General features: G+C 60.8%; 17 protein-coding genes. 3 read left to right on the top strand and 14 right to left on the bottom strand.

Annotated features, from left to right (window positions below; translation table 11 throughout):
- Positions 1-27: 27 nt before the first annotated feature.
- Positions 28-729, bottom strand: coding sequence for a M15 family metallopeptidase (locus AAHA41_RS16870; RefSeq protein ID WP_104016465.1), 702 nt, complete (start codon positions 727-729; stop codon positions 28-30).
- Positions 730-978: 249 nt separating this feature from the next.
- Between AAHA41_RS16870 and AAHA41_RS16865 the strand changes: the two genes are divergently transcribed.
- Positions 979-2,076 carry a calcium:proton antiporter gene (locus AAHA41_RS16865; protein ID WP_042032262.1) on the top strand — a complete coding sequence of 366 codons (1,098 nt, stop codon included), beginning with the start codon at positions 979-981 and terminating at the stop codon, positions 2,074-2,076.
- A gap of 138 nt (positions 2,077-2,214) precedes the next feature.
- Here the strand turns inward: AAHA41_RS16865 and hutH are convergent, their stop codons facing one another.
- The 10 genes from hutH to ftsY all read right to left on the bottom strand — a co-directional run bounded on the left by hutH (position 2,215) and on the right by ftsY (position 14,239).
- Positions 2,215-3,747, bottom strand: coding sequence for a histidine ammonia-lyase (gene hutH, locus AAHA41_RS16860; protein WP_323069417.1), 1,533 nt, complete (start codon positions 3,745-3,747; stop codon positions 2,215-2,217).
- A 4-nt stretch (positions 3,748-3,751) separates the two neighbouring features.
- Positions 3,752-5,461, bottom strand: coding sequence for a urocanate hydratase (gene hutU / locus AAHA41_RS16855; RefSeq protein ID WP_323069415.1), 1,710 nt, complete (start codon positions 5,459-5,461; stop codon positions 3,752-3,754).
- A 53-nt stretch (positions 5,462-5,514) separates the two neighbouring features.
- On the bottom strand, positions 5,515-6,459 hold the full coding sequence (hutG, locus tag AAHA41_RS16850) for a formimidoylglutamase (RefSeq protein ID WP_323069413.1): 945 nt from the start codon (positions 6,457-6,459) through the stop codon (positions 5,515-5,517).
- Positions 6,452-7,687: an imidazolonepropionase gene (gene hutI, locus AAHA41_RS16845; protein ID WP_323069411.1), complete on the bottom strand. Its 1,236-nt coding sequence runs from the start codon at positions 7,685-7,687 to the stop codon at positions 6,452-6,454. Before hutI ends, hutG begins: the two co-directional genes overlap by 8 nt.
- A gap of 154 nt (positions 7,688-7,841) precedes the next feature.
- Positions 7,842-8,546 (bottom strand): histidine utilization repressor, encoded by a 705-nt coding sequence (hutC, locus tag AAHA41_RS16840; protein WP_042032267.1) that lies wholly within the window; start codon positions 8,544-8,546, stop codon positions 7,842-7,844.
- Positions 8,547-8,557: 11 nt separating this feature from the next.
- The gene (gene can / locus AAHA41_RS16835; protein WP_033112576.1) at positions 8,558-9,217 is read right to left on the bottom strand and encodes a carbonate dehydratase; all 660 of its coding nucleotides are present in this window, start codon (positions 9,215-9,217) and stop codon (positions 8,558-8,560) included.
- 125 nt (positions 9,218-9,342) lie between these two features.
- Complete coding sequence (rpoH, locus tag AAHA41_RS16830; RefSeq protein WP_041209606.1) at positions 9,343-10,197, bottom strand: RNA polymerase sigma factor RpoH; 855 nt, start codon at positions 10,195-10,197, stop codon at positions 9,343-9,345.
- Between the two features lie 452 nt (positions 10,198-10,649).
- The gene (gene ftsX / locus AAHA41_RS16825; RefSeq protein ID WP_041209605.1) at positions 10,650-11,603 is read right to left on the bottom strand and encodes a permease-like cell division protein FtsX; all 954 of its coding nucleotides are present in this window, start codon (positions 11,601-11,603) and stop codon (positions 10,650-10,652) included.
- Entirely contained in the window at positions 11,603-12,271 is a 669-nt protein-coding gene (ftsE, locus tag AAHA41_RS16820) for a cell division ATP-binding protein FtsE (protein ID WP_033112579.1), read from the bottom strand. The genes ftsX and ftsE overlap by 1 nt, the downstream gene beginning before the upstream one ends.
- A 51-nt stretch (positions 12,272-12,322) precedes the next feature.
- Positions 12,323-14,239, bottom strand: coding sequence for a signal recognition particle-docking protein FtsY (ftsY, locus tag AAHA41_RS16815; protein ID WP_323069407.1), 1,917 nt, complete (start codon positions 14,237-14,239; stop codon positions 12,323-12,325).
- A gap of 111 nt (positions 14,240-14,350) precedes the next feature.
- On the opposite strand from ftsY, the gene rsmD reads away from it, so the two are divergent.
- The gene (gene rsmD, locus AAHA41_RS16810; protein WP_323069405.1) at positions 14,351-14,980 is read left to right on the top strand and encodes a 16S rRNA (guanine(966)-N(2))-methyltransferase RsmD; all 630 of its coding nucleotides are present in this window, start codon (positions 14,351-14,353) and stop codon (positions 14,978-14,980) included.
- The gene (locus AAHA41_RS16805) at positions 14,964-15,275 is read left to right on the top strand and encodes a DUF1145 domain-containing protein (protein ID WP_201931021.1); all 312 of its coding nucleotides are present in this window, start codon (positions 14,964-14,966) and stop codon (positions 15,273-15,275) included. Before rsmD ends, AAHA41_RS16805 begins: the two co-directional genes overlap by 17 nt.
- 865 nt (positions 15,276-16,140) lie before the next feature.
- Here the strand turns inward: AAHA41_RS16805 and AAHA41_RS16800 are convergent.
- The 3 genes from AAHA41_RS16800 to AAHA41_RS16790 form a co-directional block, all read right to left on the bottom strand.
- Positions 16,141-17,127 carry a WYL domain-containing protein gene (locus tag AAHA41_RS16800; RefSeq protein ID WP_033112583.1) on the bottom strand — a complete coding sequence of 329 codons (987 nt, stop codon included), beginning with the start codon at positions 17,125-17,127 and terminating at the stop codon, positions 16,141-16,143.
- 294 nt (positions 17,128-17,421) lie between these two features.
- The gene (locus AAHA41_RS16795; RefSeq protein ID WP_042032271.1) at positions 17,422-17,808 is read right to left on the bottom strand and encodes a SirB2 family protein; all 387 of its coding nucleotides are present in this window, start codon (positions 17,806-17,808) and stop codon (positions 17,422-17,424) included.
- Positions 17,805-19,661 carry a monovalent cation:proton antiporter-2 (CPA2) family protein gene (locus AAHA41_RS16790; RefSeq protein WP_323069401.1) on the bottom strand — a complete coding sequence of 619 codons (1,857 nt, stop codon included), beginning with the start codon at positions 19,659-19,661 and terminating at the stop codon, positions 17,805-17,807. The genes AAHA41_RS16795 and AAHA41_RS16790 overlap by 4 nt, the downstream gene beginning before the upstream one ends.
- Positions 19,662-19,723 lie beyond the last annotated feature (62 nt).

The raw sequence follows: 19,723 nt of genomic DNA, 5'->3' as shown, positions 1-19,723 counted from the left end.
CTTTCCCGGGGTTTGCTCCGGGATCACTCACTCCGCGGCAGGATAGCGGTACTCACCGCCGCGAAAACGGGCCCAGAGGCAGTCGCCCAGATCAAAATGCCACCACTCGCCGGGATAGTTGCTGAACCCTTCCCGCCGCATCAGCCAGAACAGCAGACGGCGGTTGTCACGGATCTGCAGCCGCCGCGCCTCGCTCATTCCCGCACAGGGGCGTTCGAAATAGTCACTCTCGGCCCGCTCGCTGATATCGTCAAAGCCGGTACCAAAGTCGAGCGGCTCGCCACTCGCCAGATCGTGCAGCAGCAGATCGATGGCTCCGCCCGACAGATGGGGCGGCACCGGATAGTGACCGGGGTCAGAGGGATGGGCACAGAAACGGCGAGTCTCCTGCTCAAGCCGGGCGCCATCCCAGTCAGGATTGGCTGCGGCGATCTCGCCCTTGATCCGCTCGAAGATGGCCAGAGACGTGGCGCGACTGCGAAATCCGTCGAGCAAGGTGAGCCCCAATCCCGCAGGCAGCGCTGCGGCTACCCGCGCCAGCGCTTTGGCAACCGGCTCCCGCACCCGGATCTGCGGCTCACTGCCCGCCAGACCGAGCCGGTAATAGACGGGATCGATGCGGATCCTGGCGCTGGCGGCCACGATCACCAGCGGATCACTGGCCGAGAGCGCCGCCTGTTCGGCTGCGCTGGCCGGTTCATAGTCGTGAGAGATGGGTGGCAACAGCATCAAATGGACTCCTGATCAGAGAGGGAGCCATTTCAACAGAGCCTTGCCAACGGGGCAAGCCTGCCATCGGCACCGCCACAATCCAAGATCTGCTCCGATCCAAGCCCACAATTTACATCTGTTAACAAAATGGGCTGCCCCTCGAGGCCAAGAGCTTTTATCATAAGGGGCTGGTTAGGGTGCAACCGCCCGTTGCACATTCCATTCATCTCCCGGCCCACCGGTCGCCCCAGAAGAGAACCATTGCCTATGAAGACAGTTATCCGGCAAGAGATTGCCCTGCCCGTCGGCCTGCTCACCCTGCTCTTTTTCAAGACGCTCGGCAGCGACCTGCTGACAGAGACAACTCCGCTCGGGATCTATCTTCCTGTGTCGGCGGGGCTGCTTGCCATCGTCACCTGGGCCATCTTCTCGGTGGTGCGCCACTCCGATGCCCTCGCCATCAAGCTGGGTGAACCCTTTGGCACCCTGATCCTCACCCTCTCGGTCATCTCGCTGGAGGTAGTGATGATCTCCTCGGTCATGCTGACCGGCGAGCCCAATCCGGTGATGGCCCGCGACACCATGTTCGCCGTGGTGATGCTGGTCACCAACGGTCTGGTCGGCTTCACCCTGCTGTTTGGCGGCTGGCGCTACCACACCCAGAGCTTCAATCTGGACGGGGTCAAATCCTATCTGGTGGCTATCATCCCGCTCGCCCTGCTCTGTCTGGTGCTTCCCAACTTCACCGAAGGGGGCACGGTTGGCAGCATGTCGCGCGCCATGTCATGGATGCTCATCACCATCTCGATCCTGCTCTACGTAGTCTTCCTGCTGATCCAGACCCGCAGCCACAGCCACTTCTTTGTCGACAGCGACCATGAGGATTACGAGGAGCACCACGGCCCGCTGCAGAGCAACGTCTATCACACCCTGCTGCTGCTCGCCTATCTGGTAGTGGTGATCCTGTTGGCCAAGACCCTCGCCATCCCCATCAACTACGGGGTCAAGGTGCTGTCAGCACCGCAGGCGCTCGGCGGCTTTATCGTAGCCTGTATCGTGCTGGCTCCCGAGGCGGTTGGCGCCATCAAGGCCGCCATCAACAATCAGCTGCAGCGGGCCATGAACCTCTACTTCGGCTCGGTGCTGGCCACCATAGCCCTCACCGTCCCGGCCGTGCTGTTTATCGGCTCCATGCTGGGTCAGGAGGTGCGCCTCGGCCTCTCCGCTGCCGACATGGTGCTGCTCATCACTACGCTCATGGTGTGCAAGGTGACTTTCAGCAGCGGCCGTACCAATGTGCTGCACGGCGCCACCCATCTGGTGTTGTTCGTGGTCTATCTGTTCCTGATGTTCGAGCACCAGTGACCGACTATCGCAGAGACGAAAAGACCGCCCGATTGGGCGGTCTTTTGTTATCAGCGCCGGGATCTCACGGATACCAGTGAAGCGGCGTCCCCCTCATCCCCTACCCCTCTCCCGCCAGGGGAGAAGGGGGATCAAGGCTTACAGGCTGGGCAGCACCCCGGCCGGAACCAGATCGTTGTAGCTGGCACGGCCCAGCAGCGCGGCGGCCGCCTCGATGTCCGGCGCGAAGTACCTGTCCTTGTCGTAGAAGCTAACCTCTTCCCGCAGCCGCCCCTTGGCCACTTCCACCCCGGCACTGGCCCGCAGCGGAGCACGGAAATCGAGCCCCTGCGCCGCCGCCAGCAGTTCGACTGCCAGAATGCCGCGGGTATTTTCCGCCATGTCTGCCAGCCGACGGCCGGCGAAGGTCGCCATGGAGACATGATCCTCCTGATTGGCGGAGGTGGGCAGGCTGTCTACCGAGGCCGGATGGGCCAGGGTCTTGTTCTCGGAGGCGAGCGCCGCCGAGGTGACCTGAGCGATCATGAAGCCGGAGTTGACCCCGCCATTGTTGACCAGAAACGCCGGCAGACCGGACATCCGCGAGTCGATCAGCAGCGCCATGCGCCGCTCGGAGAGCGAGCCTATTTCGGCGATGGCCAGCGCCAGATTATCGGCCGCAAAGGCCACCGGCTCGGCGTGGAAGTTGCCGCCTGAGATGATCTCCTCGTCATCGGCAAACACCAGCGGGTTGTCGGAGACCGAGTTGGCTTCGCACACCAGCACCTCGGCCGCCTGACGGATCTGGGTCAGACAGGCCCCCATCACCTGCGGCTGGCAGCGCAATGAGTAGGGATCCTGCACCTTCTCGCAGTTGTGGTGGGACATGCCGATCTCGCTGAGATCCCCCAGCAGATGGCGATAGCAGGCAGCGGCATCAATCTGGCCACGCTGACCGCGTACCGCGTGAATGCGGGCATCGAACGGACGGCGGCTGCCAAGGGCCGCCTCCACGCTCATGGCACCGATGGTGATGGCACCCGCGAACAGATCCTCGGCGTGGAACAGCCCTTCCAGCGCAAAGGCGGTGCTTGCCTGGGTGCCGTTGAGCAGCGCCAGCCCCTCTTTCGGTGCCAGCGCGATGGGCTCAAGCCCGGCGATCCGCAGCGCTTCGCAGGCATCGATCTCGCGCCCGTCGTGACGAGCCTTGCCTTCACCGATCAGCAGGCAGCTCATATGGGCCAGCGGCGCCAGATCGCCGGAAGCGCCGACGGAGCCCTTCTTCGGCACCAGCGGATAGACCTCGGCGTTGACCAGCTTCATCAGCGCCTCCAGCACCGCCAGCCGGATGCCGGAGAAACCCCGCGCCAGCGAGTTGAGCTTGAGCACCATCATCAACCGCACGGTGGCGTCATCCATATAGGTGCCGATGCCCGCAGCGTGGGAGAGCACGATGGATCGCTGCAGCTCGTCGAGCTGATCCACCGGGATCCGGGTATTGGCCAACAGGCCAAAGCCGGTATTGATGCCGTATACCACGCGTCCCTGCTCGATCACCCGGGAGACAGTGGCGGCAGAGGCGTGGATCGCCGGCAACGCCGCCGGATCCAGTGCAATATGTACCGGCTCGCGGCTAACGCGGCGCAGGGTGGCAAGATCCAGCTCGCCCGGGGTAATAGTCAATTCAAACATGGTGTTACACCTTTCCTTTGACACCGTTGGCGCCGTCAATCATCGGCAGATCCAGTTTCGCCTCGCGGGCACAGTTGATGGCAATCTCGTAGCCCGCATCGGCATGGCGCATCACCCCGGTGGCCGGGTCGTTGCGCAGCACCCGACCGACGCGACGGGCCGCATCGTCGCTACCATCACAGACGATCACCACACCGGAGTGCTGGGAGAAGCCCATGCCGACCCCGCCGCCGTGGTGGAGGGAGACCCAGGTCGCGCCGCCAGCGGTATTGAGCAGGGCGTTGAGCAGCGGCCAGTCGGAGACGGCATCGGAGCCATCCATCATCGACTCGGTCTCGCGGTTCGGGCTCGCCACCGAGCCGGAATCCAGATGGTCGCGGCCAATGACGATGGGGGCTTTCAGCTCGCCGTTTTTCACCATCTCGTTGAAGGCCAGACCGAGGCGTACCCGATCCTTGACCCCGACCCAGCAGATCCGCGCCGGCAGCCCCTGAAACGCGATACGTTCGCGGGCCATGTCGAGCCAGTTGTGCAGGTGAGGATCATCGGGGATCAGCTCTTTCACCTTCTGATCGGTCTTGTAGATATCTTCCGGATCGCCGGAGAGGGCCACCCAGCGGAACGGGCCAATCCCCTCGCAAAACAGCGGGCGGATATAGGCGGGGACGAAGCCGGGGAAGTCGAAGGCGTTCGCAACCCCCTCCTCAAGCGCCATCTGACGGATGTTGTTGCCGTAATCCAGAGTCGCCGCGCCGCGCTCTTGCAGGGTCAGCATCGCCTCCACCTGACGGGCCATGGAGCGACGAGCGGCCAGATTCACCTCCTGCGGGGCACTCTGCTGCAGCTCGCGCCACTTGGCAACGCTCCAACCCTGCGGCAGGTAGCCGTGCACCGGGTCGTGGGCAGAGGTCTGGTCGGTCACCACGTCAGGGGTGATGCCACGGGCCACCAGCTCGGCGAAGACGTCGGCGGCGTTGCCAAGCAGACCGACGGAGACGGCGCTGCCGCTCTGTTTGGCCTCTTCGATCATGGCTAGCGCCTCATCCAGGCTGTGGGCCTTCTTGTCCACATAACGGGTGCGCAGACGAAAATCGATGCGGGTCTCGTCGCACTCCACGGCGATCATCGAGAAGCCGGCCATGGTGGCGGCCAGCGGCTGGGCACCGCCCATGCCACCGAGCCCGCCGGTGAGGATCCAGCGCCCCTTGGGTTCGCCGTTGAAGTGCTGATTGGCCACCGCAAAGAAGGTCTCGTAGGTGCCCTGCACGATCCCCTGGGTGCCGATGTAGATCCACGAACCCGCGGTCATCTGGCCGTACATCATCAGGCCCTTCTTATCGAGCTCGTTGAAGTGCTCCCAGTTGGCCCAGTGCGGCACCAGATTGGAGTTGGCAATCAGCACCCGCGGCGCATCCTTGTGGGTCTGGAACACCCCGACCGGCTTGCCGGATTGCACCAGCAGGGTCTGGTCCTCCTCGAGCCGGGTCAGCACCTCGACGATCTTGTCAAAGCAGGCCCAGTTGCGGGCGGCGCGACCGATGCCGCCATAGACCACCAGCGACTGGGGATGCTCGGCCACCTCGGGATCCAGGTTGTTCATCAGCATCCGCAGCGGCGCTTCGGTGAGCCAGCTCTTGGCGGTCAGCTCGGTACCGCGCGGGGCACGGATCACGCGGTTAGGATCATGACGGGGATCCTGCTGTTGCACAGACATACACACTCCTTGTTGTATCAATAGGGTGCCTTTGGCGACGGGCGGCCAAAGGGTTAACGGGTCAACAGATGAACCAGTCGCGCAGCCACGCGGGCACTGCGATTGTCCTGATCCAGCGTCGGGTTGTACTCGGCCAGGTCAGCGAGCCTCAGCTTGCCACTGGCCCGGATATGGGCGATCAGCGGTTCGATGACCGCCAGCTCCACGCCGCGGGCGGCGGGGGCACTCACTCCCGGCATCACGGCTCCGGGTAGCACATCGAGATCGATGGTCAGATAGAGGTGATCACAATCGGCGATAAAGGCGTCCAGCCCGCCTAGCAAGGCTGGCAACCCGGTCTGGGTCATCGCCTCGTCCAGCACATGCCACACTCCCAGCGCCTTGGCGCGGGCAAACAGGGCTTGGGTATTGGCGGTCTCGGCCACCCCGAGGCAGGCGTAGTGAAACGGTGTGCCCTGAGCGACGCACTGCTCGGCAATTTGGAAGAAGGGGGTGCCGGAGCTTGCCAGCTCCTGCTTCATGCGCAGGTCAAAGTGAGCGTCGAAATTGATGATCCCGACCCGCCCCTCGCCACCAAGATGACGGTTGAGGCCGCTCCAGCTGCCGAAGGCCACCTCGTGGCCGCCCCCCAGCACCAGCGGGAAGTGGCCCAGATTGAGCGCAGCGGAGACCCGCTCAGCCAGACGACCGTGGGCGGCGTCGAGATCCCCATCGGTACAGCTCACATCCCCGCCATCGTAGACGGGTCGATTCAGGTGCCAGGCGGTATTGGCCAGCAGCTTGCGCACCGCCAGCGGCGCTCCGGCGGCGCCGACACGCCCCTTGTTGCGGCGCACTCCTTCATCGCAGGCAAAACCGAGCAGCACTACACCAGCTGCCTCTTGTGCCTCGGCAGCCCAGGGCTGCACCTTGTCATGCCAGCGCAGGGCCAACTCACCATCTTCCGGATCCTGTCGTCCCTGCCAGAGCGCCACGTCGATCGGGTTGAACTTATCCATGGAGGGTCTCCTCGCCGTTGAAGATGCGGCCTGCCAGCTGATCGACGCCGACCATGTAGCTCAACTCGGCCGGATGGGTGCAGTGCCAGATCAGGAAATCGGCCACCATCCCCACCCTGAGCTGGCCAAGGTGCTCCTGCTCGCCAAGCGCTTTTGCGGCGTGGCGGGTCACCCCGACCATCGCCTCCACCGGAGTCAGACCAAACAGGGTACAGGCCATGTTCATCGCCATCCGCAGCGAGACGATGGGGGCCGTGCCCGGGTTGATGTCGGAGGAGACCGCCATCGCCACCCCCGCCTTGCGCAGCGCGGCGACCGGTGGCAGTTTGGTCTCTTTGAGAAAATAGAAGGCGGTGGGCAGCAGGGTAGCGACTACGCCGCGCTGGGCCAGTGCCAGGATCCCCTGCGGATCCAGATACTCCAGATGATCCACCGAGAGGGCGCCGAAGTTGGCGGCGAGGGTGCTGCCACCGAGGTTGGAGAGCTGATCCATATGCCCCTTCACCGGCAGGCCGTATTGATCCGCCGCCAGATAGACCTGCTCGGTCTGGGCCAGCGAGAAGCCGATATGCTCGCAGAAGACATCCACCGCATCGGCCAGGCCCGCCTCGGCGGCGGCCGGGATAATCTCCTGACAGATGGTCTCGACCCAGCTGTCGGGATCGTCGCGATACTCCGGCGGCACCGCATGGGCCGCCAGCAAAGTGGTCTTGACCCGGATCGGCAGCGCCTCTCCCAGTCGGCGGGCCACCCGCAACATCTTGAGTTCATCATCCAGCGTCAGGCCATAGCCGGACTTGATCTCCACTGTGGTGACCCCTTCGCGGATCAGGGATTTCACCCTCGGCAGTGCCAGCTCGAACAGTTGCTCTTCGCTGGCGGCGCGGGTGGCACGCACCGTGCTGATGATGCCACCGCCCCGACGGGCGATCTCGGCATAGGGCACCCCCTGCTGGCGCAGCTCGAACTCCTCGGCACGGCTGCCGGCAAAGATCAGGTGGGTGTGGCAATCGATAAGGCCGGGGGTGACCAGCTTGCCCTGCATATCCTGCCAATGGGCGGGATGCGGCCCCTTCAACTCGGCCATCGGCACCAGGGCGTGGATCTTGCCATCCTTGACGCCGATGGCATGGAGCGGCAGCAGACCGTAATCGGCTAGTCCGGCATTCAGGGTGGCGGGCGTCACGTTGAGCCAGACGCGCTCGCAGTTCAACAGTTCCTTGTTCATAGCGACCTCAAATGTATATACATATCCTTATAATCGATCCATCCGGCGAAAGAAAGAGCAGGATTCACAACCTGATAACAGCATCACGCTTAGAGTTTAAGCACAAAAAAGCCCACCAGAGGTGGGCTTGAGAAGAATCAATTTGTATAGACAATCAAGAAAGCTGCGCCTTGGAGCTCAGCTTGTAGCGAGAACCGGGGGAGAGCAATCTGGCGTAGGAGACCAGATGTCCTTCCGACCAGGTGCGCCTGTGCAACAATAGGCAGGGTGTATCCACGCGAATTTGCAACAATCCCGCCTCACCGGCGCTGGGCAACACGGCTTCCACCACGTGCTCCATCTCCGACAGGGGGCAAAGCTCCATCAGATAGCGGTTGGGGGTCTGCTTCGTGAAATCCTGCTCGCCATAACCCGGCAGCCGCTCGGCATCGACAAAGCGCTCCTCCAGCTGCAGCGGCTCGCCATCGGCCTGATGGACGATGAGGCTGTGGAAGATGGGGGCACCAACCCGCAGCCCAAGCTGCACCGCCACCTTCTCGTCGGCGGCCAGCCGCTGCAGCCGGATCACCCGGGCGCTGTATTCGCTGCCCCGCTCGGCAATCTCGTCGGCGATGTTGCGAATGGCCAGCAGCGGCGATTCGGTACGCCTGTCCGCCACGAAGCTGCCGGACCCGGCGGTGCGCACCAGCCACCCCTCGGCCACCAGTTCGCGCAGTGCCCGGTTGACCGTCATCCGGCTCACGGTGAACTGCTCGCACAGGGCCGCTTCGGTCGGGATCCTGTCCCCCGCCTGATAGTGGCGTTCACGGATCCGATCCAAGATGTGCTGCTTGATCTGCAGGTAGAGGGCGGGCGCCAACGGGATGCTCCTTAGCGCCGGCGGTGGGGCGGACGCATGTCCGGCCAGGCGCGATAGACATCGGGGATCTGATCCGGCCCGCTGATGCAGAGATCGAGATCGTGCAGCAAGCCATCCTTGATCCCGTAGATCCAGCCGTGAACGGCCAACTCCTGCCCCTTGCGCCAAGCGTTCTGGATGATGGTGGTATGACAGACGTTGGCCACCTGCTCGGCCACGTTCAGCTCGCACAGATAGTCGAAGCGCTCGTGCTCATCCTCGATGGCCTCCAGCTCTTCACCATATTTGAAGTAGACATCCTTGATGTTGCGCAGCCAGTTGTCGATGAGCCCCAGCTCCTGATTCTGCATCGCCGCCTTGACCCCGCCGCAGCCATAGTGGCCGCAGACGATGATGTGCTTCACCTTGAGCACCTCGACCGCATATTGCAGCACCGAGAGGCAGTTGAAGTCGGTGTGAACCACCAGATTGGCGACATTGCGGTGAACGAAGACATCCCCCGGCAGCAACCCCATCAGCTGGTTGGCGGGCACCCGGCTATCAGAGCAGCCGATCCAGAGGTATTCGGGAGCCTGCTGGGCAGAGAGGGTGGCAAAGAAGGCGGGATCTTCCGCTTTGATCCGCTCGGCCCACTCACGGTTATTGGTAAACAGGTCCTTCAACAGTTTCACTTCTGCTCTCCATCATGTGGCTGTGGCGGCAACATAACATACCCGAGGGTAATCTGGGCAAGCCCCGATTACCGGCGTCAGAAACAAAAACAGGGCCATCAGGCCCTGTTTTCAACGCGGAGGGATCAAGCCTCCATGGCATCTTTCAGCTTCTTGAGCGCATTCTTCTCAAGCTGACGCACTCGCTCGGCGGAGACGCCGTAGGTATCGGCCAGCTCCTGCAGAGTGGTCTTGCTGTCATCATCGAGCCAGCGAGCGCGGATGATGTGCTGGCTGCGCTCGTCGAGAGAAGAGAGAGCCGAGCTCAGACGGCGGGTCGCATGATCGTCCCAGTTGTCATTCTCGATGGTCGCGGCCAGATCGGAGGATTTGTCCTCCAGATAGTGAACCGGTGCGAAACCGCCCTCATCTTCATCATCGCCAACCAGATCGAACGCCTGATCGTAGTTGCTCATGCGCGCTTCCATCTCGGTCACGTCACTCTCGGAAACACCGAGATCGGCAGCCACGGCTTTCACCTCTTCGTGGTTCAGCCAGCCCAGACGCTTCTTGGATTTGCGCAGATTGAAGAAGAGCTTGCGCTGGGCCTTGGTGGTTGCCACCTTGACCATGCGCCAGTTGCGCAGAACATATTCGTGAATTTCGGCCTTGATCCAGTGCACGGCGAAGGAGACCAGGCGCACGCCGACGCTCGGGTCGAAGCGCTTGACCGCCTTCATCAGACCGATGTTGCCTTCCTGTACCAGATCGGCCTGCGGCAGACCGTAACCGGCATAACTCTTGGCGACATGAACGACAAAGCGCAGGTGCGACATAACCAGCTGACGGGCAGCCTCGAGATCGCCATCCTGCTGCAAACGCTCAGCCAGCTCACGCTCTTCCTCTGCGCTCAGCACCGGAATAGAGTTTACTGCCTGGATATAGCCTTCCAGACTACCTTGCGGAATCAAAGCCATAGTGCGCTGCAATGAAGTTCCCATCTGTTACCTCTTACTTTTCAATCGAACCAGTCTAACACCCCAAGAGGGACTGTCTACTGACCGGGTCTCATTCTGCGGCTTACATCATAGATCACAAGCCCAGCTTTAGACTGGCTTATCTTATGCCCGCAGGATGAATCATGAATGAACAGTCAAAAAAAGGGGGTCACAATGAAGGACCCCCGAAAAGTAGCATGCTAAGTCCATTGTTGCGGAGCTCGCAACCTTCACATGCTTGCCAAGTCTGACGAGCAAGGCATAGGGGCCACACTCGTATAAATTCGTTCAGCTATTTGACTGCTTATAAAGCAGAAGGTTCACAGGATCCAGCAAAGATCCTGAAGATCGCCGTTATTCAGAATACTCCGAGAAGAGTGGCCAAGCCAGAAACGGCCACTCTTTTACTTGATCCGCTTCGCAAAATCCAGCAATTCACAATGTTGATAAGTTAATCAGGAAGGCTCGATGTCGCGAATGTGGCGGTGAACCGAGAACCAGGAGGCGATCAGCCCCAGCAGAGCGCCCAGCAGGATCAGGTTCACCCCGTCCACCAGACCCATGCCAACCAGCTGGAAGTTACTGTTATACAAGCCCGCCAGCTCTTTCACCACCCCCTCGCTCCAGATCACCATCACCTCGGTCAGCCACCAGGCCAGCATGCCACCAATGACCCCGAACCAGATGCCGGTATAGAGGAAAGGACGGTGAATAAAGGCATCGGTCGCCCCCACCAGTTTCAGCACCTCGATCTCGGAGCGCTGGTTGAGGATGTTGAGGCGCAGGGTATTGCCGACTATCAGCAGCACGGCGGAGAGCAGCAGCACAGCGATACCGGTAATGGTGTGGCGCAGCAGGTTCATGATCCCCTGCAACCGGGTCAACCACTGCAGATCCAGCTTGCCCTGTTCCACGCCATCTTCGTTGTTGAGCTTGCCGAGCAGCTCGGCGGCCCCTTCCGGATTCTGCCAGCGCGGATCCGGAATAACGCTCAGCACCGGTGGTAACGGGTTGCTGTCCAGATAATCGAGCGCATCACCGAAACCGGAGATCTCGCGAAACTCCCGCAGCGCATCGTCGCGACTCATATAGGTCACCGAATCCACCTCGGGGTAGAGCAGGATCCTGTGCTGCAGGTCGAGAATGCTCTGCTCCGGCAGATCCTTGCGCAGATAGAGGGAGATCTGGGAGCTGGTCTGCCAGCTCCCCTCCACCACCTCGGCATTTTTCAGCAACACGTGGAAGCAGGAGGGCAGCGCCAGACTGACGCCAAGCACCGCCAGCGTCATCAGGGAGGCGAGCGGGTTGCGCCACAGCTCACCCAGACTGGCAAACGCCTGACGCACGTGGTCAACCCCGTACATCATCAAACGGCGCAGCGGCGGCTGCTTGTGACGAACGATAGCCATCAGAGCTCCTCCCCTGCCGAATACATCCGCCCCGCCTTGAGGGTCAGGGTGCGATAGCGCATGCGGGCGATGAGCCCCAGATCGTGAGTGGCGATCAGCACGGAGACGCCGAAGCGGTTGAACTCCTCGAACAACCGCATGATATCCATGGAGAGCTGGGGATCCAGGTTACCGGTCGGTTCGTCAGCGAGCAGCAACGGCGGCTTGTTGACGATGGCGCGGGCGATGCCGACCCGCTGCTGTTCACCACCGGAGAGCATGCGCGGCTGGTAGCGCTCCTTGCCGAGCAGCCCCACCTTGTCGAGCGCCGCGGCGACCCGCTTGTTGATGTCCGCATGGCTATAGCCATCGATCACCAGCGGCAACGCCACGTTGTCGAACACGGTGCGGTCCATCAGCAACCGGTGATCCTGAAAGATCATTCCGATCTGGCGGCGCACATAGGGGATCTGGCTGCGCTGGATATGGCTGACATCGTCGCCATGAAAGAAAACGCGACCATCGGTCGGTCGCTCCATCACGCTGATCAGTTTGAGGAGGGTACTCTTGCCCGCCCCCGAGTGTCCCGTCAGGAAGGCCATCTCCCCCTTGCGCAGGTGAAAGCTGACCTTCTGCAGCGCCTGATGGCCACCGCTGTATACCTTGCTGACCTTGTCAAAACGAATCATAACGGTTCCCTGACATTGACAAACCCCGACCGAAGTCGGGGCATGGGATGTTTACTCATCGCGACTAAACAGGGCCTCGATAAAGTCGTTGGCGACAAAGGGACGCAGATCGTCGATCCCCTCGCCTACCCCGATATAGCGGATCGGGATCTGGAACTTGTCGGCTACCGCAAAGATGACGCCGCCTTTGGCAGTACCATCCAGCTTGGTGAGGGTAATACCGGTCAGGCCGACCGCCTCGCTGAACAGCTTGGCCTGGCTCAGGGCGTTCTGGCCGGTGCCGGCATCCAGAGTCAGCATGATCTCGTGGGGCGCCTCTTCATCCAGCTTCTTCATCACCCGCACCACCTTCTTGAGCTCCTCCATCAGGTTGCTCTTGTTCTGCAGGCGGCCGGCAGTATCGGCGATCAGCACGTCGGCCCCGCGGGAGCGGGCAGCCTCGATGGCGTCATAAATGACGGAAGCGGAGTCGGCGCCGGTGTGCTGGGCAATCACCGGAATATTGTTGCGCTGACCCCATACCTGCAGCTGCTCGACAGCAGCGGCTCGGAAGGTGTCGCCCGCGGCCAGCATCACGCTCTTGCCCTCGGCCTGGAACTGCTTGGCTAGCTTGCCGATGGTGGTGGTCTTGCCGACGCCGTTCACACCGACCATCAGGATCACGTAAGGCTTTTTGCTGGTGTCGATCACCAGCGGCTGCTCCACCTTGGCCAGCATCTCGCCCATGTCCTGCTTGAGCAGACCGTAGAGTGCCTCGGCATCCTTGAGCTGCTTGCGATCCGCGTGCTGCACCAGCCCCTCGATGATGCGGGTGGTGGTGTCGACGCCAAGATCGGCGGTCAGCAGCTGGGTCTCCAGCTCTTCGAACAGCTCATCGTCGATCTTCTTGCCACGGAACAGGCCGAAGAAACCGGAGCCGATATTCTCCTTGGTGCGCACCAGACTGCGCTTGAGGCGAGCAAAGAAGCCCTCCCGCTGCGGCTTGTCCTGAGTGTCGTCGTCCACCTTGGCGGCCAGCGGCAGAGCAGCCAAGGCGGCGGCCTCAGCCTCCATCGCAGCGACCAGGCGCATATCTTCCGCTCGCTGGGCCTCTTTGGCGATACGGGCTTCTTCCGCAGCCTGAGCTTCAGCGGCAATACGAGCCTCTTCTGCAGCGCGGGCTTCAGCAGCAATACGAGCCTCTTCCGCAGCTCGAGCTTCAGCAGCAATGTGAGCCTCTTCTGCGGCTCGGGCCTCGGCGGCGATACGAGCATCTTCCGCAGCGCGAGCTTCGGCAGCAATACGCGCCTCTTCCGCAGCGCGAGCTTCAGCAGCAATACGAGCGTCTTCCGCTGCGCGGGCTTCGGCAGCAATGCGAGCCTCTTCTGCAGCATGGGCTTCGGCAGCAATACGCGCCTCTTCCGCTGCGCGGGCTTCGGCGGCAATACGAGCTTCTTCCGCCGCATGGGCTTCAGCAGCAATACGCGCCTCTTCCGCCACACGGGCTTCAGCGGCAATACGAGCCTTTTCCGCAGCGTGAGCTTCAGCAGCAATGCGAGCCTCTTCTGCTGCGCGGGCTTCAGCGGCAATGCGAGCCTCTTCTGCGGCGTTAACCTCGGCGGCAACACGGGCAGCTTCGGCAGCTTGCGCCTCTGCGGCGGCACGCTCCTCTTCTGCCATCAGGGATTCGTTGACGATCACCGGCTCCAGATCGGAGGCGCACTCCTCTACCACCAGCGGACCATGATCATCCAGCTCGGTTGGCGGGCAGCAATCGTCGTGCAAAACGGGATTCTGTGCGCTGGCGGGCACTTCGGGTACAACGGCCGGCGTACTATCGGAAACAATCACATCGGAAACGGGAGCGGGGGTAGCAGTGACCTCAGGCTCAGCGGTAATCGGGGTGGCTTGGGGTGTCTGTGGTTGGACAGCCTCAGCCTCTTCTTTCTTGCGGCCGAAACCCAGCCAGGAAAACAAACCTTTTGCCATCTAAAAAATACTCACTTCGTTGGCTGACTGCTAAGATAGCCGTCCCTTGGCGGGTCGGCATAAAAATGAACCGCCTTATACTACCACTTTATTTTCTGACGATGAAACGCGATGCCCAGAGTGAAATCCAGCCGTAGCAACCCGAGCAAAAGCCCTGCCCCGCAAGGAAAATCAGGCTTTGTAAGAATCATCAGCGGCCAGTGGCGAGGCCGCAAATTGCCGGTCAAGGATGTGGAAGGGCTCAGACCCACCACGGATCGCGTCAAAGAGACCATCTTCAACTGGCTGGCTCCCCACATCCGCGGCACCCGCTGCCTCGACCTGTTTGCCGGCAGCGGCGGCCTGGGTCTGGAGGCGCTGTCGCGCTATGCCGAGCAGGTCACCCTGATCGAGATGGACAGAGGGGCGGCAGAGCAGATCAAAAAGAATCTGGCCACTCTCGGCAGCACGCAGGGTCAGGTATTCCAGACCGATGCAGTGAGCTGGCTGCAAGGCCCGGCGACACCGTTTGATCTGGTGTTCCTCGATCCGCCATTTCGTCGGGATCTGCTGCCGCAAGTTTGTGAACTGCTGGAACAGCGCGGCTGGCTGGCCCCCGATGCACTCATCTATCTGGAGCGGGAGAAGGAGATGGCCGATCTGGCGCTGCCCGCCAGCTGGCAACGACTCAAGGACAAACAGGCCGGTCAGGTCTGCTATCAACTCTATGTAAGGGAGGTAAACAATGAAGCGGGTATTTAATCTGCTGGCGATGGGGCTGGTGCTGTTCTTCTGGTTTGGCGTGCTGATGAGCCTGATCGCCCCCCTGCCCGGCAAACTGAACGGCTTTTTGCCGGTCTGCGGCGTGATTGTCGCCCTGTTCCACTGGCTACAGGCCAGCATGATCAAGGCTGCCTGCAAACGCTACTTCGAAGTGACCAAGGCCGAGTTTGTCGGCGTGCTGGTCTTCGGCGTATTCGGCATGGTGGATATTCGCCATCGCCTGCAGGAGATTGTCAGTGCTGCCCAGCGACCCAAAAATCAGGATCAGGTATAAAAGAAAAGGGGACGGCTTTCGCCGTCCCCTATAGTCGTGTCGTCCTGTCCGTAGAACTGCAATGCTCCCTGCAATCCCTGACGTTATCCTAATCCCTTGGAATATCCCCTTTCCAATCCGTTGGCGTGTCCTCAGCCTTCCTGGCTTGGCAATTCATCCCGAACTGCTTCACTGTCTCCGTCCTGGAGGTGTCCATTACCACGTCCTGTGGGGTTCCCTGCGTCTTCCTGACCGATAACCATCCGGGTTATCTCGCTTCATCCTGAAGAATCCTGCCCGCATCCAGCGAGTTCCTGCTCATCCTGAAGAACGATGTCCTGTTCGTCCTGCTCTCGTCCTGAGAGTATCCCTGCCGCATCCCGCGGTGTTCCCTCGTTCATCCGTGACGACAGTCATCCAGACCATCGAACTCATCCTGAGGTGTCCCTGTTCGCATCCTGCGAACTATTCCATCTTTATGCGCTGCTCTGCGTCCTGCAGAACCAGCTCCGTCCCTGTGAGACCCATAGTAAAGCGTTGCCGGATCAGAACAAGGGGGATTTCTGGAGAAAGATCCTGCCAACCGTTTATCAGACAAAGTGGACTGTAAACATAATTCATTAAAATCAACAACTTATTTAGTTTCAATGGAAAGTGGACTCCACCCTGACTAGCTTCGCGCACGGGTTAAAGCGCCAGCCTCCTACAGCAACTATGGCAGATCTCTTACACGGCAATCCTGCACCGGAATGGCCAGGGAAAACGGTTCAATTTCGCCGTAAAAGCTTAAAAATAAGTTGAATAAATATGCTCAAAAAAACCGCAAAAAAAAGCCGGCACTGGGGCCGACTATTTGCGATTTTCACTATGGTGCCAAACGTACCGTTCAGCTCACCCGATTGCCCGGGTTGAGATAGGCTCTGCGCAGCGACTCGGGTGCCAGCACCTCCAGCTCGCCACCGATATTGTTCAACCAACTGCGAAACTCCGGGGTGTCCTGTACTTCGGTCTCCACCACCACGCTGCGCTTGTCGTAGCGGGTCATCCGCGGGTTGTTGCCCGGGATCTGGTTATCCACCAGCGACTGGCTGTTGGCATCGATCCGGCCGACAAAGCGGATCGGGCCGCTCACATCCTGATAGCCCTGATCGCGGATCAGCTTCTGGATATTGAAATCCTTCGGCTGGGTGGCGCTGAAGTTGGTCAGCTCCACATTCTTGATATGGTCGAACGGGATGCCGTAGACCTTGGGATCCAGCTCGGACAGGGTACAGAGCAGGATCGGACCATCCGGCTGATTGAGAATGCCGAGCGGATTGATACGGTCGTAGCAGAGCCACACTGTGCGCTCTTTGATCACCCGCTGGATCTCGGCGCTGAACTTGCGGCCACGCCACAAGGCATCGCGGATCAGGGTGCTGCGGCGGATCTCCGGGTTGCCGGCAAACGGGCGCGGCGACTGGTGTACGCTCTCCAGCCAGCGTTCGGCCAGTTCACTCTGGCTGTCGCGGATCACCTGACTGGCCTTGTCGACCAGCGGGTTCAATTCGGTCAGCACACTCGCGGGCAACAGCTGGCTGGCCTGGTCGCTCCAGGTTTTCAGCGCAACGGCCAGCGAGAGCGGCATGATGTTGGCAAAGTCATTGAGGCCGTGGCGCTCGAAGCACCAGCCATGGGGTTTGCTGCGCTCGTCCGAGGTGAGGTCGAACAGTCCCATGCCGGACATCTCTTCCAGGTCCCGTTGCACGGTACGCAGACTGACGTGGATACCTTCCTCTTCCAGTTTTACCTGAAGTTGGCTGGCGGTCAGCTTGTAAGGGCGGTGCGGGATGCAACGCGCCAAGGTCAGTTGTCGTAACAGCTTCTTACTCATGGTGCATGCCTTCACTGGTTTAGCGTTGACTGTATGCTAAGGGCATCTTGCGACAGTCTATGTCGCAAGTTTTGCCGCGACAACTGTCGCCATTTTCATACAAAATGCACTATGCGATTGATTTATAAATAAAAACAATCAGTAAGGAAGGCTAAAAACTGAAAAGATTTGCAGAAAAAACATCAAATTAAAGCTCTGTGCCAAATGAATAAGGCAGCATAAAAAACCATTCAATCAATGATTAACAGCCAATCGTATAAAAAGAGGAGGGGAAAGCTCTCCTCCTCACCGGATTTACATCAGCCATGACCAGGGCGACTTGGTTACTGCGGCGCCAACCATATAGCCAAACACTGCCAGTGCAGCCAAGCCGGCCAACAGCTTCTGGCCACGAGCCGGACGTTTGAGCGCCATGACACCCAGACCGATATAAAGCACCAGAGCAATCAGCTTGGCCAACAGCCAGGGTTGCTGACCCGGGCTCAGCTGCAAGGCCACCGCCAGCAGAACACCGAGCAGCAGCAGGAAGGTGTCGTTGATATGGGGCAGGATCTTCAGCCACTTCTGTTGCAACCGCGCGCTGCCGGACAGTGCCAGACTCCAGCGGTAGGCAAACAGCAGCAGGCTGACCAGCGCCAGCGTCATGTGCAGGTGTTTGAGCATGGGATAATAGGCAATCATTTTGCTTCCTTGTCGTCGTCGGGTAGCCCGCTGTTCCAGTTGTGGGCATGAATACGCTCCTGCCCCTCCTCGTCGTCTTGCAGCAGATCGGAGAGGATCTCCCGGTATTGCAGGCTCTTGTTGATATAGGTGTGTTCGTCGTCGAGATAGTTGACCTGCTCGCGCAGCAACCAGTTGTCGTGCTGTTTGAAGGTCTGGCCCGCCCGCCAGGCCTGGTTGGCGCGAAAACCGAGTTGGGTCAGGGCCTCCACCCCCAGATCCACGGCTGATCCCAGCGTCTCCCGATATACGCTGTCGACACCGTGGCGCAGGATCTCGTGGGCATGGGGACGATCCTGCGCCCGTGCCAGGATCTTCAGATGGGGGAAGTGCTTCTGCACCATCTCGATCACCGCCAGCGAAGTAGCGCTGTCGTTGATGGAGAGCACCAGCAACTTGGCCTTGTGAGCGCCGGCAGCATGCAGCAGATCAAGACGACTGGCATCGCCATAGAAGACCTGATAGCCATATTTGCGCAGCGTCTCTATCTGGCTGGCATCCTGCTCAAGGATGGTGGTGCCGATGCCGTGCCCGTGCAGCAGACGTCCCACGATCTGACCGAAACGGCCGAAGCCCGCGATGATCACCGGATGCTCCACCAATTCGGGCTGCTCATGCTGCGGCACCTCGCTCTGGTTACGGTAATCGAACCAGGGCTGGATCACCCGATCGTTGAGGATCAGCAGCAGCGGCGTCAGCGCCATGGAGAGCGCCACCACCAGCGTCAACAGGGAGATGGTCTCGCCGGGCAGCACCCGGTTTTGCGCGGCAAACGAAAAGAGCACGAAAGCAAACTCACCGCCCTGGGCGAGCGCCAGCCCGAAGGTCCAGCGTTGACTCGGCGAGATGCGCAAGACAAAGCCAAGCGCCATCAACACCAGCCATTTGAGCATCATCAGCCCCACCACCAGCGTCGGGATGAGAAAAGGGTGTTCGGCAAACAGGCCGAAGTTGATGCCCGCCCCCACCGACATGAAGAAGAGGCCGAGCAGCAGCCCCTTGAACGGCTCTATGTCCGCTTCCAGCTCGTGACGGTATTCGCTGTCGGCCAATACCACGCCAGCGAGGAAAGAGCCTAGAGCGGGCGAGAGGCCGACCGACTCCATCAGCACGGCGATGGCGATCACCAGCAGCAGGGCGGCGGCGACGAAGATCTCCCGCATGTGGGACTGGGCAATGGCCCGGAACACCGGCCGCATCAGGTAATGGCCACCCAGCACGATGCCGGAGATGGCAGCTACCACCAGCAGGCCGTGCTGCCAGCCCGCCAGCTCGGAGCTGCCATTGTTGCTCACCGGCGCCATGGCCAGCAGTGGCAGGATCGCCAGGATCGGAATGACGGCGATATCCTGAAACAGCAGCACGGCAAAGGCGGAGCGACCGCTCTCGCTCTGCATCAACTTGCGCTCCTGCAGGCTCTGCAACACGATGGCGGTGGAGGAGAGCGCCAGAATGAGGCCGATGGCCAGCCCCTGTTGCAGCGGCAGACCGATCAGGTGCGCCACGCCGGTCAGCGCTGCCGTGGTAAGCAGCACCTGCAGGCCACCGGTGCCGAGGATAGGCCCCTTCAGTTGCCACAAGAGGGCCGGACGCAACTCAAGACCGACCAGAAACAGCATCAGCACCACGCCAAACTCGGCGAAGTGCATCACATCCTTCTGCTCCCCCACCAGCCCCAGCAGAAAGGGGCCTATGATGATCCCCGCCAGCAGATAGCCGAGCACCGAACCCAGCCCCCAGCGCTTGGCCAGCGGCACCGCAATAACCGCTGCCGAGAGATAGATAAAGGCATCAAACAGGATCCCGTGGCCCATCAGTCAGCCCTCCGTTTCAACGTCTGAGCCGGCTCATAAGCTCGGCCAAAATGCAGCCCGTA

It is taken from the genome of Aeromonas sp. SER (assembly GCF_038739615.1).
GTDB lineage: Bacteria > Pseudomonadota > Gammaproteobacteria > Enterobacterales > Aeromonadaceae > Aeromonas > Aeromonas jandaei.
Note: the sequence above shows the minus strand (reverse complement) of the source record. Positions and strands in the feature narration are given on the sequence as shown.

Coding starts and splice junctions, on each gene's coding strand:
- AAHA41_RS16805 (WP_201931021.1), top strand. CDS start 14,964: ATGAAGCGGGTATTTAATCTGCTGGCGATGGGGCTGGTGCTGTTCTTC.
- ftsE (WP_033112579.1), bottom strand. CDS start 12,271: ATGATTCGTTTTGACAAGGTCAGCAAGGTATACAGCGGTGGCCATCAG.
- hutH (WP_323069417.1), bottom strand. CDS start 3,747: ATGTTTGAATTGACTATTACCCCGGGCGAGCTGGATCTTGCCACCCTG.
- AAHA41_RS16790 (WP_323069401.1), bottom strand. CDS start 19,661: ATGGGCCACGGGATCCTGTTTGATGCCTTTATCTATCTCTCGGCAGCG.
- AAHA41_RS16870 (WP_104016465.1), bottom strand. CDS start 729: ATGCTGTTGCCACCCATCTCTCACGACTATGAACCGGCCAGCGCAGCC.
- rsmD (WP_323069405.1), top strand. CDS start 14,351: ATGCCCAGAGTGAAATCCAGCCGTAGCAACCCGAGCAAAAGCCCTGCC.
- hutG (WP_323069413.1), bottom strand. CDS start 6,459: ATGGATAAGTTCAACCCGATCGACGTGGCGCTCTGGCAGGGACGACAG.
- ftsX (WP_041209605.1), bottom strand. CDS start 11,603: ATGGCTATCGTTCGTCACAAGCAGCCGCCGCTGCGCCGTTTGATGATG.
- hutU (WP_323069415.1), bottom strand. CDS start 5,461: ATGTCTGTGCAACAGCAGGATCCCCGTCATGATCCTAACCGCGTGATC.
- rpoH (WP_041209606.1), bottom strand. CDS start 10,197: ATGGGAACTTCATTGCAGCGCACTATGGCTTTGATTCCGCAAGGTAGT.
- AAHA41_RS16865 (WP_042032262.1), top strand. CDS start 979: ATGAAGACAGTTATCCGGCAAGAGATTGCCCTGCCCGTCGGCCTGCTC.
- hutI (WP_323069411.1), bottom strand. CDS start 7,687: ATGAACAAGGAACTGTTGAACTGCGAGCGCGTCTGGCTCAACGTGACG.
- ftsY (WP_323069407.1), bottom strand. CDS start 14,239: ATGGCAAAAGGTTTGTTTTCCTGGCTGGGTTTCGGCCGCAAGAAAGAA.
- AAHA41_RS16795 (WP_042032271.1), bottom strand. CDS start 17,808: ATGATTGCCTATTATCCCATGCTCAAACACCTGCACATGACGCTGGCG.
- AAHA41_RS16800 (WP_033112583.1), bottom strand. CDS start 17,127: ATGAGTAAGAAGCTGTTACGACAACTGACCTTGGCGCGTTGCATCCCG.